General features: G+C 42.8%; 12 protein-coding genes. All 12 read right to left on the bottom strand.

Annotation, left to right across the window (positions count from 1 at the left end; all coding sequences use genetic code 11):
• Positions 1 to 36 precede the first annotated feature (36 nt).
• Positions 37 to 726, bottom strand: a complete 690-nt coding sequence (locus tag AC6EJC_RS06490) for a DNA alkylation repair protein (protein ID WP_444953248.1) — start codon at positions 724 to 726, stop codon at positions 37 to 39.
• Positions 727 to 746: 20 nt separating this feature from the next.
• Positions 747 to 1,364, bottom strand: a complete 618-nt coding sequence (locus AC6EJC_RS06485) for a DNA-3-methyladenine glycosylase family protein (RefSeq protein ID WP_444953247.1) — start codon at positions 1,362 to 1,364, stop codon at positions 747 to 749.
• A gap of 62 nt (positions 1,365 to 1,426) precedes the next feature.
• The gene (locus tag AC6EJC_RS06480) at positions 1,427 to 2,245 is read right to left on the bottom strand and encodes an SPL family radical SAM protein (protein WP_444953246.1); all 819 of its coding nucleotides are present in this window, start codon (positions 2,243 to 2,245) and stop codon (positions 1,427 to 1,429) included.
• Positions 2,235 to 2,777 carry a methylated-DNA--[protein]-cysteine S-methyltransferase gene (locus tag AC6EJC_RS06475; protein WP_444953245.1) on the bottom strand — a complete coding sequence of 181 codons (543 nt, stop codon included), beginning with the start codon at positions 2,775 to 2,777 and terminating at the stop codon, positions 2,235 to 2,237. The genes AC6EJC_RS06480 and AC6EJC_RS06475 overlap by 11 nt, the downstream gene beginning before the upstream one ends.
• Positions 2,758 to 3,363 (bottom strand): bifunctional transcriptional activator/DNA repair enzyme AdaA, encoded by a 606-nt coding sequence (locus AC6EJC_RS06470; RefSeq protein WP_444953244.1) that lies wholly within the window; start codon positions 3,361 to 3,363, stop codon positions 2,758 to 2,760. The genes AC6EJC_RS06475 and AC6EJC_RS06470 overlap by 20 nt, the downstream gene beginning before the upstream one ends.
• A 281-nt stretch (positions 3,364 to 3,644) precedes the next feature.
• The gene (locus AC6EJC_RS06465; protein ID WP_444953243.1) at positions 3,645 to 5,135 is read right to left on the bottom strand and encodes an alanine/glycine:cation symporter family protein; all 1,491 of its coding nucleotides are present in this window, start codon (positions 5,133 to 5,135) and stop codon (positions 3,645 to 3,647) included.
• 219 nt (positions 5,136 to 5,354) lie between these two features.
• Positions 5,355 to 7,244 carry a beta-glucoside-specific PTS transporter subunit IIABC gene (locus AC6EJC_RS06460; RefSeq protein ID WP_444953242.1) on the bottom strand — a complete coding sequence of 630 codons (1,890 nt, stop codon included), beginning with the start codon at positions 7,242 to 7,244 and terminating at the stop codon, positions 5,355 to 5,357.
• A gap of 251 nt (positions 7,245 to 7,495) precedes the next feature.
• Positions 7,496 to 8,326 carry a BglG family transcription antiterminator LicT gene (gene licT / locus AC6EJC_RS06455; protein WP_444953241.1) on the bottom strand — a complete coding sequence of 277 codons (831 nt, stop codon included), beginning with the start codon at positions 8,324 to 8,326 and terminating at the stop codon, positions 7,496 to 7,498.
• A 277-nt stretch (positions 8,327 to 8,603) separates the two neighbouring features.
• The gene (locus AC6EJC_RS06450; protein ID WP_444953240.1) at positions 8,604 to 10,043 is read right to left on the bottom strand and encodes a 6-phospho-beta-glucosidase; all 1,440 of its coding nucleotides are present in this window, start codon (positions 10,041 to 10,043) and stop codon (positions 8,604 to 8,606) included.
• A gap of 1,011 nt (positions 10,044 to 11,054) precedes the next feature.
• Positions 11,055 to 11,270 (bottom strand): transposase, encoded by a 216-nt coding sequence (locus tag AC6EJC_RS06445; protein ID WP_444953428.1) that lies wholly within the window; start codon positions 11,268 to 11,270, stop codon positions 11,055 to 11,057.
• A gap of 649 nt (positions 11,271 to 11,919) precedes the next feature.
• Complete coding sequence (locus tag AC6EJC_RS06440; RefSeq protein ID WP_444953239.1) at positions 11,920 to 13,401, bottom strand: glycoside hydrolase family 32 protein; 1,482 nt, start codon at positions 13,399 to 13,401, stop codon at positions 11,920 to 11,922.
• Positions 13,402 to 13,412: 11 nt separating this feature from the next.
• Entirely contained in the window at positions 13,413 to 14,648 is a 1,236-nt protein-coding gene (locus tag AC6EJC_RS06435) for an MFS transporter (RefSeq protein ID WP_444953238.1), read from the bottom strand.
• Between the last annotated feature and the right edge of the window lie 47 nt (positions 14,649 to 14,695).

The raw sequence follows: 14,695 nt of genomic DNA, 5'->3' as shown, positions 1-14,695 counted from the left end.
TTTTTTCAGTATAACACTTACAGGTGGGGTCCAATCCTAATTTCTTTTTCGCTTCATACTACGAATTCTCGTTTTCGTTGCCTGATCCACCCGATATGATTCCGTGATTTTTTGCAGAGCTTTGTTGAAGGTGAAATCATCCAGTGTATTATTACTTAAATACGCCATTGTTATCTCAGGCAGCTTGATATAACAGATGGATATCGCCCATGCTACCGCCATTTGTACATAATAATCCTCACGATGGGTCTGATCTAGCAAAGTAAGCACCCGGTTAATATACTGTTCCTCAATATAAAAATTCAGAAGCATAACCACACCAAACCGAATTTCATATTCTTTCTTGGAGACTAGATAGGGCTGAATAAACTCCCATACCCGTTCTTTATGATGTTTGGTGATTTTCAATCCGGCACAGAAACTGTCACATACCGACCAATTATCAATTTTAGGAACAAATTTGGCGGTATAACTCAAAACTTCCTCTATATCCGTTTTTACAGAACCAATCACCATACCTTGCAGCATCACTTCTTCGAAGTGTTCACTTTCAGCGGTCTCCAGGTAGAGGCGCCAATCTCCTTTGGCAATATCTTGAGCCAGCTTACGCAGCACCGGCAGACGAACACCCAGTACATTATTAATCGTCGGAAGCAGTGCAGCCGTAAATTTCTGAAAATCCACATCCACGTATGACAGTATTTGTTCTCTAATTGTTTTCTCCATAGTTCTCCACTCCCTGATTCTTAACGAAATGAAATATTCCACAAATAAATAGAGGCCACCGAACCATAGGGCGAATAGACTCGGCGGTACTCCTCGAATTGCTGCTTGGTCAGTGTATCCAAATTGTACAGCTTCATCATTCCCCGCCGAATAGCTATATCGCCCCAACTGACGACGTCTGGACGCTCCATGCAATTAATCAGCATCATTTCAGCCGTCCAAGGACCTATCCCTTGCAACGAGGACAATTTTTGAATTACCTGTGTATCGGAAAGTTCATATAATTCCTGTAAATCCAACAATCCCTGCTCGATCATTTGGGCTATATTCAGGATACATGCAGCCTTTTTCATGGTTATGCCACAGCTTTGAATATCCAGGGCCGCCTGAACGGCTATATTTTGTGGAGTGATCACGCCTAACTTCTCCTGCATCCTAGTCCATATGGTTTGAACCGCCTTGACAGAAATAAGCTGCCCAACAATCGCATGAACGAGCGCCGCAAACAGATCGGGAATGATTACCCGTTCTACCTTGCCCATTTGTGTCATGGCTGTACCAAGTACGGTATCTACGGATTTCAGATAATTGATTTCCTTTTCCCCATAGTCAAAGTTTTTGGTCATTACGGTTTGCATTAGTTCCCCCTTTGCCCCCTTAACAGCTCACTCTTATTTTGATTACATGGACTGCTTTTACATCAGGGTTCGAATCCTTCTTTGCTCACGTAAAGCTGTTCTTTCGGAAAAACATGGAGAAAACGCTCATAAACCGCCTTATAGGCAGCAGGATGATACCATTCTTCTAGCCCCAATGACTCGTACAGCGCACCAATTTTTAAGCTACGCGTTCGTCTCCCCCCACTGCCGTCTCCCATAAAATAATCATCAATACAGACACGGTTGACCAGAGGCAAAAGCTTGTCAGCAAAATGTTCACTGCTTGGAAGCATCGGAGCAATGGTAGCTTGCGTCGGTACGCCTGCCTCTTTTAACAGTTGCAGCGTTTGAAGACGAGCCTGGATGGGAGGAGCCTTCGGGGTAAAATGTTTGCGTATATCTTCACGGTCTGTTTCTACAGTCATACTCACACGTACACGATCCTCCAACTGGAGCAGTAAATCGGTATCCCGCTGTACAAGTGGACTGCGCGTTTGTAAAAAGAGGAAATCCGGCGGATCTTCCACCATCACCTCCAGCAAAGACCGGGTCACCTCTTCCTTGTACTCGGCAGGCTGATAAGGATCTGTGCTTGACGACATAAAAATCGTGACTTTACCTTTCGATTTGGCTCTGCGAAGCTCCTTGCGAAGAATATCTGCCGCCTGATTTTTAATATCAACCCATGTCCCCCAAGCTTCCTTGCGAAACGTGGAGACTGGCAATTGGCGTACATAGCAATACGAGCAACCAAAGGTACAGCCTGTATACGGGTTCAACGAGTGTGTATACCCTGACAAGAAACCTGTCCCTTTATTCAGAAGGGTCTTTGGGTATTTGTAAGAATACTCATTTTTCATACTGAACCGATGCCGCTCGTTCCTTTTCAAGCTGCAAAAGCTTCACTTTCATGTCCAAACCACCACGATATCCGGTCAAAGCTCCATTTTTACCAATAACCCGATGACATGGGACGGTGACCAAAATCGGATTAGCACCGATGGCAGCCCCCACCGCACGAACCGAGGCAGGCTTTTGAATAGCGTTGGCAATGTCTGAATAGGATTGTGTCTCTCCATATGGAATATCACACAGCGCGTTCCAAACCGCCATTTGGAATGCAGTTCCATGAAAGTCAAAGGGCAATGTAAAATGGGTGCGCTCACCTTGGAAATATTCAATCAGCTCCTTGGCATAGGGCTGTAAAACAGCATCCTCTTCAACTAAAGGACTGCCGGGAAATCGACTCTCTGCCCATGAAATCAAATCCTCTACAGGATTATTGGGCGAGCCCACATAACATAATCCTTCCGATGTAGCTGCAATATATAAACTCCAATCCTCATGTGTCAACAATGACCAATAGATCGTTTTATTCATTTGATGTGCCATGCTGTGTACCTCCATTTTGTACTGCTTTGGATTTGAGTTGGCGATATTGCAATGGGGTGTAGCCTGTATTCTTTTTAAATAACGTAATAAAGTAAGGTGCATTGGACAGACCTACGTTCTCCCCCACTTCCGCAACAGATATATCTGAGCAAATGAGCAGCTTCTTCGCTTGTTCCAACCTGGTCTGCTGTATATATTCCATCGGGGTTAGATGCATGATCCGCTTGAAGGTACGATGTAAATGATACGGACTTCCATGACTCATCTCTGCAAGAATGTGCAGTGTTAAGTCCTCCATATAGTTAGAATTCACGTATTCTGTAACCAGCGCGATCCATTCATGATCAGGCAATCGTTGTCCTGTCGGTTTACATCTTTTGCATGGACGGAATTGCTCGGCTAATGCCTGATCTGCTGTTTTAAATAAACGAATGTTTTCTCTTTTGGGAGGACGGGATTTGCAGGAGGGGCGACAAAATATTCCCGTTGTCTTCACAGCGTACAAAAATACACTATCATAAGACTGGTCATTTTCTACAATAGCTCTCCACTTGTCGTCAGTTATGGATAAATCGGATGTTCTCATTCAAATCACCTCTCTTGTGCAATGTAGCCTCCCACATATCTATGCCAGGATTTTAAAAAATTCGATTCCAATCGCTCCAAAGTGCAATATATAGACGAACTAGACCATTTCGATCTATATATTGTTCATTGGAAGTCGCTTATTGGATTTTTTCAAAATCCTCATGTCTAAATTATAAACCAAACAGTGAACATATGTACCCCTCTTGGAATGTAAAGGCAAGATAACGAAAAAAGATGGCTCCCATAGAGCCACCTTTGATCTTACTTATCTATCATTACTTAGGCTTGAAGTTTGCCCGGTTCAGCGGTGATCGTCAACTCATCTGAAGGAGGCTGATATTCCTTTGACCAATACTCCGCATTTGAAATACCTGCTTTCTCCGGGTCGAACACCGGATCTAGCCCTTGCTTTCGCTGCCGTTCGTAATCCTTAAGCACGCGGAAAGCAGGTTTGGCCAGCAGAATCATGGCGATTAGATTCACCCACAGCATAATACCGACGCCCATATCCCCCAGTGTCCACGCCAGAGCCGATTCCTTGACCGCCGTTCCGTAGAACGTCGAACCCAGAATAACCAGCTTTAGGACGAACATGGGCCATTTTGCTTTATAATCTGCAACCAGATAGGCCATATTTGTTTCTGCGATGTAATAATAAGAGATAATGGTTGTAAACGCGAAAAAGAACAATGTAATTGCCAGCAGACTGGAGCCGAAGCCCGGAAATACCGACTCAATAGCAGCCTGTGTATACTGGGTCCCCTCTTCAACACCGGGAAGATTGTGCACAATAAAATCGCCACCGGGTCCCTTCACGTTATACATACCTGTGAACAGAACCATAAAAGCCGTAGACGTACAGACCAAAAAGGTATCTACGTACACGGAAAATGCCTGGACCAGCCCCTGCTTCGCCGGATGAGATACTTCCGCAGCCGCTGCCGGATGCGCACCAGAGCCTTGTCCGGCTTCGTTGGAATAAATGCCCCGCTTTACGCCCCAAGCAATCGCCGTCCCTACCATACCGCCAAACACAGAATCAACGCCAAAGGCACTGCGAAAAATCAGCGAAAATACGTCAGGGAGCGCAGTAATATTCGTCATCATAATATAGAAAGAAACGAGAATGTAGCCGAGTGCCATAAACGGAATAACAACCTGAGCGACATTGGCAATCCTTTTTACACCGCCAAAAATAATAAGCGCCAGCAAAATGACCACCAGAATCCCTGAAACCTTCATATCCATTCCAAACGAACTATGGAATGCTACAGCAATCGAGTTCGATTGGGTTCCCGGCATTAGTAAACACATAGCCACCAACGCAGCGACCGCAAAAATGACGGCAAACCATTTTAAGCCTGTCCCTTTTTCAATATAAAAGGCTGGACCGCCCCGGTACTGACCATCGCGCTTTACCTTATATATCTGAGCCAGTGTGGATTCGACAAAAGCAGTAGCCGACCCAATAAAGGCCATGACCCACATCCAAAATATCGCCCCCGGTCCACCCATACCGACTGCCAAAGCAATCCCAGCAATATTACCGGTTCCTACACGCCCCGATAGCGCCATAGTAAAGGCCTGAAAGGAGGATACACCTGCCTCCGAACTTTTTCCTTTAAATACTAAACGAATCATCTCTTTGAAATGCCTGATTTGTAGGAATCGAGTCATGATCGAAAATAATAGTCCCACGCCCAAACAGACATATACCACAGGATTGCTCCAAATGACGCCGTTTACTGCCTCTGCCCACTGCTCTAACATTCCTTGTATTTCCCCCTGATCAGTCAATTGATTTCTAGTCTATGTTTTCAGAAAATTTGCATAATTACAAAAAATTATAGATTAGTTTTTATCACCGTACAAGTTAATTTAATTGACATATTGTCAATTACAAGTGGATTTATCGGCTACTTAAAATGACGACAAAAAAAGCTCTGATGATCCGGGAATGTGGATCATCAGAGCTTTTCCTTAAGACATTCAGGCAATGCTTTCTTTTTCACTCGTGGCGCTAGACAGTTTCAACAGCAGATCCTGCTCCGTTACCTCACCTTGGGGGATTGGAAGGATTTCTGTATATTCGGAGGAATTCGTAATGATTACCGGCGTAATCGTAGGATAACCCTCTGCCTTGATCTGCTCAACATCAAATTCGAGCAGCAGATCCCCTGCTTTTACCTGATCGCCTTCTTTGATATGAGAAGTAAAATATTTGCCGTCGAGCTTGACTGTATCTACTCCGACATGAATCAGAACTTCTGCACCATGGTGCGAAACAATCGCAAGCGCATGTTTTTTCTTGAACGCCACGGTAATGGTTCCATCGAACGGGGCTACGACTCTGCCCGTTGTCGGTTGGATGGCGATACCTTTACCCATAGCTTCCGAAGCAAATGCGGGATCGGGGACCTCCGCCAGGGCGACGACAGTTCCTTCAATCGGGCTAAGTACCTCTTCATTAGAAACTTGGATTGCATGAGTAGATTCTTGGGCCGATTTGTCGGATGCTTCTTCCGCTTCGACTGGATCTTCAAAGCCTAAAATGTAAGTCAAGATAGCGGAAACCAGAAACGATACCGTAATCCCTAAAATCAATCCTGGGAAGCCTTGTCCTCCGGGGCCGTAAAAGATTGGCAAGGTCAGCAATCCCGGTGCACCGGAGGCGAATGCTTGTGTTCCAGCCTGGCCGATAATTGCACCACCGACGGCGCCGCCGATAATACCTGCAATAAACGGACGTTTCAGTGGCAGCGTAACCCCATAGACAGCTGGTTCCGTGATGCCGAATAAAGCGGTAAGCGTAGCGGAACCCGCCAGAGTTTTCAGCTTTTTATTTTTGGTTTTCAGCATAACACCGAACGCAGCGCCGGTTTGAGCGAAGATGGAAGCCGCAGCGGAAGGCTTGATTCCGTCTCTGCCATTAACAGCAATGTTATTAATGAATACAGGTACGAGGCCCCAATGGACACCGAAGATAACGAGCAGCTGCCAGCAAGCACCGAGAATTGCCCCAGCCAGCAACGGGCTAAAGCTGAACGCAGCAACGAGTGCGGTAGCGATCGCGTTGCCCACATACACCCCAACTGGACCAAACACGATCAGGGTTAGAGGAAGCATAATTACAAGTAGAATCAAAGGTGTAATAAAGTTTTTGACGCTCTCATGGATCACTCGATTGCACCATTTTTCCAGCTTACTCATGACGATGACGGCTAAAATGATCGGAATAACGGTAGATGAATAACTCATCATAACAATAGGAATACCGAAAAAGTCCGTAGGTGTACCTTCCGTTTTCAGCGTGACAATGGTCGGGTAAAGCAACCCTCCGGCAATGGTCAGGGCAACGAAGATATTACCACCGAATTTCCGTGCCGTTGTAACCGCTAACAAGAGCGGCAGGAAATAAAACAAGCTGTCGGCCGCAGCATACAAAATCATATAGGTAGTGTCTTTCGGTAGCAACCAGCCGAGGTTGCTTGCAATCAGCAGCAGACCTTTCAGAATACCGGAGCCCGCCATAACTCCGAGCAACGGTGCAAAAATGCTGGAAATTACGTCGATTACGGCGCCAAATCCTTTGTTGCCCTTAGCTGAACGATCTTCTTTTCCATTTTCATCCAAAATATTGGATACTTTGCCGATTGCATTATATACCTCTGGTACTTTGTTGCCGACTACAACCTGGAACTGACCACCGCTCTGCTTGACCGTGATAATTCCATCGGTTTTTTCCAGCTTTTCCTTGTCTGCTTTCGCCTCATCTTTTAGTACAAAACGCAGGCGGGTGGCGCAATGTACAAGGGATACCACATTTTTCTCACCACCTACCAGGTGTACAATTTCTTTAGCTAGTTTTTCATAACTCATGATGGACACCTCCATGTTCTAGTGGGCTCTTTACATATTTAGGCACACAAAAAACCTAAGCCTTGAAAAATGGTGGGCACTTTTTGTCCCGCGATTTTTCATGACTTAGGTTTTGCCTGCATAACCAGTAACAATCCCAGTTAAAACTTATTAAATTCCTGTTGCTCTCATAATATAATTAATCTACCATATATGTCAACAAAAACATTTAATCGTATATTCTTGATCCTTTTTCGTCGAAAAAGTTCAACTTATCTGTTCACCACCCGTTCAATATGCACGGTCAGATACAATTTTTCTTCGTTCGTCAATTCGTGATTGTATTCTTTTTTCACAAAAGCTCCGATTTTCTCCGTACAGGCGGCCGCTTCCTTGTGTTTTTCCTTAATCATGTCATATAAATGATCGTAGTTATTTTCATAGTGATTCCCCTTAAATACGCGCTGGGCGAAAAATTTCAGATGCGTAATAAAGCGGAAATAACTCAGAGAGTCTTCGTCAAAATCGACCTTAAAATGATATTTTGCGATATTGATAATTTGCTGGATAAACTTTGTAATACTCATGGTCGTAATGACTTCCTCGTTCATTTCAGCATTCACGATGTGTATGGCAATATAAGCCGCTTCATCCACAGGCAGTTCAATACCAAGCCTTTGTTTGATTTGTTCCAGCGTTTTCAGACCCATCGCGAATTCTTCTTTGTACAGCTGCTTAACTTCCCACAATAACGCGTTTTTGATTTCCAGTCCTTCCCGGTATCTTTCAATAGCAAAATTGATATGGTCGGTCAGCGAAACATAAATATTTTCGTTCAGCTTTCTATTCAGATTATGCTTGGCGTCATTAATGATTTCCTCCACGATCACGATCAAATCAAGGGGTACCTCACGCAGCAGCATTTTGAAGTTATCGGATGTCTGCTTGTTTTTCAGCGCAAATACCTTCTGAATTCTGGTTTCGTCTACTTTGTCTCCAGGCTTTTTCTTAAAAGCAATCCCCCGCCCCATTACCACGAGTTCGGTACCATCCGTCTGGTAGACACTAATCACATTGTTGTTGATGACCTTTGCTATGTTCATCTCAATCCCCCGTTCCATATGCCAGCAAGAGCCATACATGCTCCATCCTTTTTATTGCAAACAGAAAAAAACCGAAGCACACCAAATAAACAAGACTGTAACATCCGCTTATTTGTGGCTTAGGTTTTGCCTGCTACGCAGTAACAATCCTAAAAATGATGGAATTGCGTCAAGTATAGCCCGAAGAGGAACGATTGTCAACGCTTTCAATGAAGAAACGAAGATCGGAAATCCCCGTTGGTCCGGGACGTCCGATCCTATTTTCTTTGTGGTACGATTACTCGCCCAAATTTTCGCCGTCGGAATGAATTACGTTTTTGTACCAGTGGAAGCTTTTCTTTTTAATCCGGTTCAGCGAGCCGTTGCCTTCATTGTCACGATCTACATAAATATAGCCGTAGCGTTTTTTCATTTCTCCGGAGGATGCGCTGACAATGTCAATAGGCCCCCAACTTGTATAACCTATAATCTCGACCCCGTCTTGAAGTGCCTCGCCCATTTCGGCAATATGGCGCTTCAGATAGTCGATCCGGTAATCGTCGTTGACTTCTCCTTCAGGCGATACCACGTCGTTGGCACCGAAACCGTTTTCCACTACGAACAGCGGCTTTTGGTAGCGGTCGTGCAATTGGTTGGCCGTAATGCGGAATCCTTTTGGATCAATCGTCCAGCCCCATTCGGACTTGTCCAGGTATGGATTGGCCACGGAGCCAAATACATTACCGCTGGTCATGTTCTTGATGATTTCCGGGTCTGTACTGGTGGTCCGGCTCGAATAATAGCTGAATCCGATATAGTCGACGGTATGATTTTTCAGAATGGCTGCGTCGCCTGATTCCATCTCAATGTTTAATCCGTGGTCCTTGAAGAAGCGCTTCGCATAACCAGGATATTCGCCGCGTGACTGTACATCGATGAAGAAGTAGGATTCGCGGTCTTTTTCCATCCCCTGATACACATCTTCAGGATTACACGTATACGGATAGAAGCTGCCAGCAGCGAGCATACAGCCAATCTTGGCATCTGGAATGATCTCGTGACACGCTTTTACAGCCAGTGCACTTGCGACAAGCTGATGGTGTGCGGCCTGGTACTGAATTTGTTTAACGTTCTCCCCTTCTTGAAAAACAAGACCAGCGCCAAGAAACGGCAAATGGAGAAGCATGTTAATCTCGTTGAACGTCATCCAGTATTTCACTTTATCCTTGTAGCGCGTGAATACTGTTTTGGCATAGGTTTCAAACAGGCCTACCAGCTTCCGGCTCCGCCAGCTTCCGTACTTTTCGATTAGATCCACCGGCACGTCAAAATGAGCGAGGGTAACAACCGGTTGGATGCCATGTTTATGCAACTCGTCAAACAAATCATCGTAAAATTGCAAACCTGCTTCATTCGGAGTAGCGTCTTCTCCAGTCGGAAAAATACGAGCCCAGGCAATGGAAACACGCAGCGCCTTGAAGCCCATTTCCGCAAATAGCCCAATATCCTCGCGATAGCGATGATAAAAATCAATCGCTTCGTGGGAAGGATAGAATTCGCTTTCAAGCGGGGTCAGCGAGGGAACATTCCCTTTCATTATGCTTCTTCTCTTCTCTCCGGTAGGCAGCAGATCCACCAGACTCAATCCTTTACCGTCTTCCAAATAAGCGCCCTCGGCCTGATTGGCAGCAAGAGCACCGCCCCATAAAAAGTCTTTAGGAAAAATATAGCTGGACATAAACGTTCTCCTTCCAAATGTGTGATAAAGGGGTACCCAGAGGGTGATAGATAATAAAAAAACCCAAACCAGCCTGTATACACTTGCAGTGTAAACAAGCCAATTCAGGTTATGCCCTATCGGTAACATCCCATGAAAAGGTTATACATATTTGATTGAAACTCTAACAAAGATTTAGAAGCCTGTCAAATTCTATTGATATGATAATTCGCAATTAACAAACCAACAGTATTACTTCAATCGCCTATTGGGTAATGAATAGAAAGACCCAACCCAAGGTGGCGATAGACAGGAACAACGAAGAAATCGAGCGATTGAATAGAACCATGAAAGAAACCCCAGATAAACGACTTTATGAAAAGATACCTGGCTGTTCGTCTTTGTCTGGAAGGGCACACGTTTTCGGCGATCGGTGATCTACTCAGCCGCTAATTTAAAATATTTTTTTGCAAGAAATTTAGAAAATCCCTTTGCATAGAGCCAAGAGGAATAATTTTTTTGATTATCTTGAACCTCCAATGCTGTCCTTTAATGTTAAATGACCATATTGCGGAAGACAGATATATGGAATGATATTTTTGTTCTTGTAAATCAGCTACTTCAAATTCAACTTTTTGTACTACTTTAGTGGAAAATAGATTGAGGAAAAGGATAATAATTTTATCATTATTTAGGAGTAATATAGCTCGACTTGTCCAAGCCGAAAGGCTTTGAGGCGTTGAATAGCAGATAAGCATGTTAGGTTCTCTATGCGATTCAGTTAGCTTATTAATAGTTTTTTTGTTAATGAATATCATAACCAAAAACCTTTCTATTTGGATGTTCAAATAAAATAGCTTTTTAAAGAATATCTTTCAAAATATTTAAAATTCCAATTGTTTATATTAAGAGCAAATATATTATCTACTCCCATAAGTAAACTATTTATATTATATAATACCACAAGTAAGACTATTACAAGAAAGGCTACATATCCTAATAAGATGGTTACTATATAAACCGCAAATAAGATCATAACCTAACCAGTAGACGATCAATTGTTTCCATTGGTTGTTTATTGATTCGTTTCATAAACTGGCCGACATGAAGCTTAATCTTATAAAACTTCTCAAAAAACACGTTATTCGCCACATTGGATTTAAGCCACAGCCATAGCCCCTCGACTGGATTCAGGTTGGAACTATAGGGCGGAAGAAAGACCAGGTGCAGGCGTAGATGTTCCTTCAGGAGGAGTTGTAACCCAGTGGCATATAGTTATTAAGTTGTCCTCAGGAGGGTGTTTATCTTACAACATCATATAGAAAATATCCTGCCCTTTTTACTATAAAAACAAGAAACCTCTATCAATTTATCCCCGTTATTATTGGATTTACTGGTAGATAGTTTGTATCATTTAGATGTTATAAGTAGTCTCATTTGATTTTATAAACCACACCAGTTTTTATTATTCCACATCAAAGATTCCATAAAGAAATCCTACCTTCCTGGTAATCAATATTACCAACCTCCAAAGCATACATCACTCGGCTAAAATAATTGATTTGAAAAGCATTGCTAAGGTTAACTTTTGATCCACCTTCACTCCTTCTCCTTTCAAAGAACAACTTAATTGCCTAGTCTTGTTTGTTGCTTTCACAGATAAAATTAAGTCCAGAGATTTTCAAATGTAGCCTTTAAAAAAACGACACTACATATTTTCTGCAGTGTCGTCTTGTTTAGTGTTATTTTTGATTTTTTTGTTTCAAAGTATCTTATGGTCAATATTAACCACATATTGCTTCTTTTAAACACGTTTTTTCCGATTATCTTAAGTAATTTAGCGATATAAAATCTTAGTTTTCTTTTACATAATATGAACTGCAATCTTTTCATTGAGTTATTCAGCTTGCCATATATCTTTCAATTTCCAATATGTCAGCCCATTTACTAGTGCCTCTCCACCCTCCGTTATGATTTCTATGCCTAGCAATTTCTCACTCGGATAGATGCGACTTGTCATCGTAGCTTGCCCTTCATTCGCAAACATTTCAATGGATGAGCGATCCAGATATATATGCAATGTCAGCTGTCCCTCAGCATTGAATGCTGTTTGACGTATTCCATCTGTCTTCTTACCTGATTTAGAACAATTAAGCATAAGTTTCTGCTCCGGAATAGAATATGTGATAACCGTTTCTTCTCGACCTGTTCCGCGAAACTTCAAGCCTACCAGGTCTGCACTTGACTGCGTGAGGTCGAACACTACCTTAACTTCAAGCAGATCGGCTTCAACTTCCTTGTAGTAACTTCCAGAAATAGCGCCATATTGATACAAAACATGTTTACTTTGACGAAGTAACTTCATTTCTTCAACTGGAGTCATCAGTACTTTATTATTGTCACCCAACGTAATTAAACGTGGGATCGTCATTGTTCCACACCAGCCGTCTGCTTTCGTCGGCATATCCGATTCCCACATATCCATCCAACCAATCGCAATGCGGCGACCTTGATCATCTAGAAAAGTTTGAACCGCATAGAAGTCATGACCATTATCCAACTCGATGAACTCTCCATGCTTATATTCATTACTATCATAATTATATTCGCCGACATAATATCCCGTCTGGAACAAGTTATTGTACTTATCTCCTTGCGCATCAATACCTTGTGGGGAGAACATAAATATATGCTTACCGTTCAGTTCAAAGAAATCAGGGCACTCCCACATGAAGCCCATATTCTTATCTCCCTGCAGAAGCACACCATGATAGGTCCAAGTTCTAAGATCAGGAGATGTATATAGAATAACACGCGGCAGATCTTCTTTCGTGCTGTTACCTAGGATCATGTACCATGTATCCTCATGCTTCCATACCTTCGGATCACGGAAATGCTGGGAGCTATCTGTCGGAGGTTCAGCGATTACGGGATTCTGCCTTAGTTTTGTAAAATGAATGCCATCTGTGCTTACTGCCACATTTTGATTTTGGAAAAAGATATTGTTTGGTTGATCAATATAGTGATGCCCAGTATAGATCAATGTCAGTTCGCCGTTATTATCTACTGCGCTTCCTGAGAAGCAGCCATCAAGGTCACACGCATCTCCAGGCGCTAATGCAATCGGACAATGCTCCCAATGTACAAGGTCTTTACTCTTCACGTGTCCCCAATGCATTGGACCCCAGTTCTCATCATAAGGATGATGCTGATAGAAGACGTGATATTCACCTTCAAATTGAATTAATCCATTTGGGTCGTTAATCCAGTTTGCTGGTGCCATAATATGATAACCTAATCGGTACCGCTTGTTCATTTTTGCTTCTGCCTGTTTCAATGCTTCCTCAGCTTGCTTCGTATTGTTATTATATGTGTTCATTTGTCTTCCTCCTATGCTGTTTCAATATGCTTGTTAGGCTTGGGATCCAGCTTTTTCGGTTCTTTCTTTAAGGTAAAGATTGAGATTGTTGTAAAGGCAAATACGAAAACACCCATAATCACGTACGTATTTGCAAAGCCTCTAATGTCATAAGACATACCGGCGATTGGCGAGAAGATCGAAGCTCCTACCTGACTCATAAACTGGTATCCCACCAGATACAAGATCGAAGACAGACGCGTATCGAAATTCGCAGCCAAGTACTTAAATACGGAGATCAGCATGATTGGCAGTTCCAATGCGTGAATCAATTTCATAGCGGAGATACCATAAGGTCCAATAACTAAGCCTGAACCCATGATCCGAAACGCCATCAAGAACCCTGCCAATATCAGACCCTTTTTTGCTCCAATTTTGTTGACAATGAAAGGCGCTAAGAACATCATACCTGCTTCCAAGAATACTTGTAGGGAATTTAAGTAACCGTAAACTTGATTGCCTAAAGCAACCGTTGAGAACGTCGATGAAAAGTAATTCGGGAATTGCTGGTCATACACATTGTAAATACAGGTAACACCAAGAACATATAAAATGAAGAACCACAAATGCTTATTTGCAAACAAATAGCCGATTTGCTTAAAGTTAACGGATTCTGCTCGCTCCATCTCGGAATCTGTCATTTCAACTTTAATTGTCATCGTAATGATAAACAGAATGACAGCAGATACTGATGCAATCCAGAAGTTAATGTTAGGGTTGATATTGAAGAGCTGACCAGCAAAAAATGTTGCTGCTGCCCAACCTAGCGAGCCCCACATACGAGATTTTCCGTATTCAAAGTCATATTTTCGGCTGACTTTCTCGACATAAGATTCGATGGCTCCGATCCCTGCCAAAAAAGAAATACCCAAGTATAATCCACCTACAATGGCGCCGAGAAATACATTGTATTGAAGTAACGGCCCATAGATAAAGATATAGAAAGGACCAACAAATAAGAGCAAAGAACTGATTAGAAATAAAATATGCTTCTTTAATCCGATTTTATCAGATATATAGCCATAAAGCGGTTGCATAGATAGCGCAAAGATAGCGTTTACAGTAAAAATAACACCTGTTTCAGCACCATTCAGACTGATTTCTTGCCCTAGCCAGATGGAGAACAATGAATAACTTGCTGACCAAGTAAAGAAGAAAAAGAAGAAATAGGCACTTAGTTTCCAGTACATGCTCTTTGACTTTCTCATATCGAACGCTCCTCTAAGTTGAACATTTAATGTAAATGAAAGCACTT

This window comes from Paenibacillus sp. TY11 (genome assembly GCF_059772165.1).
The sequence above is the reverse complement of the archived record's forward strand: the minus strand, read 5'-3'. Positions and strand labels throughout refer to the sequence as shown.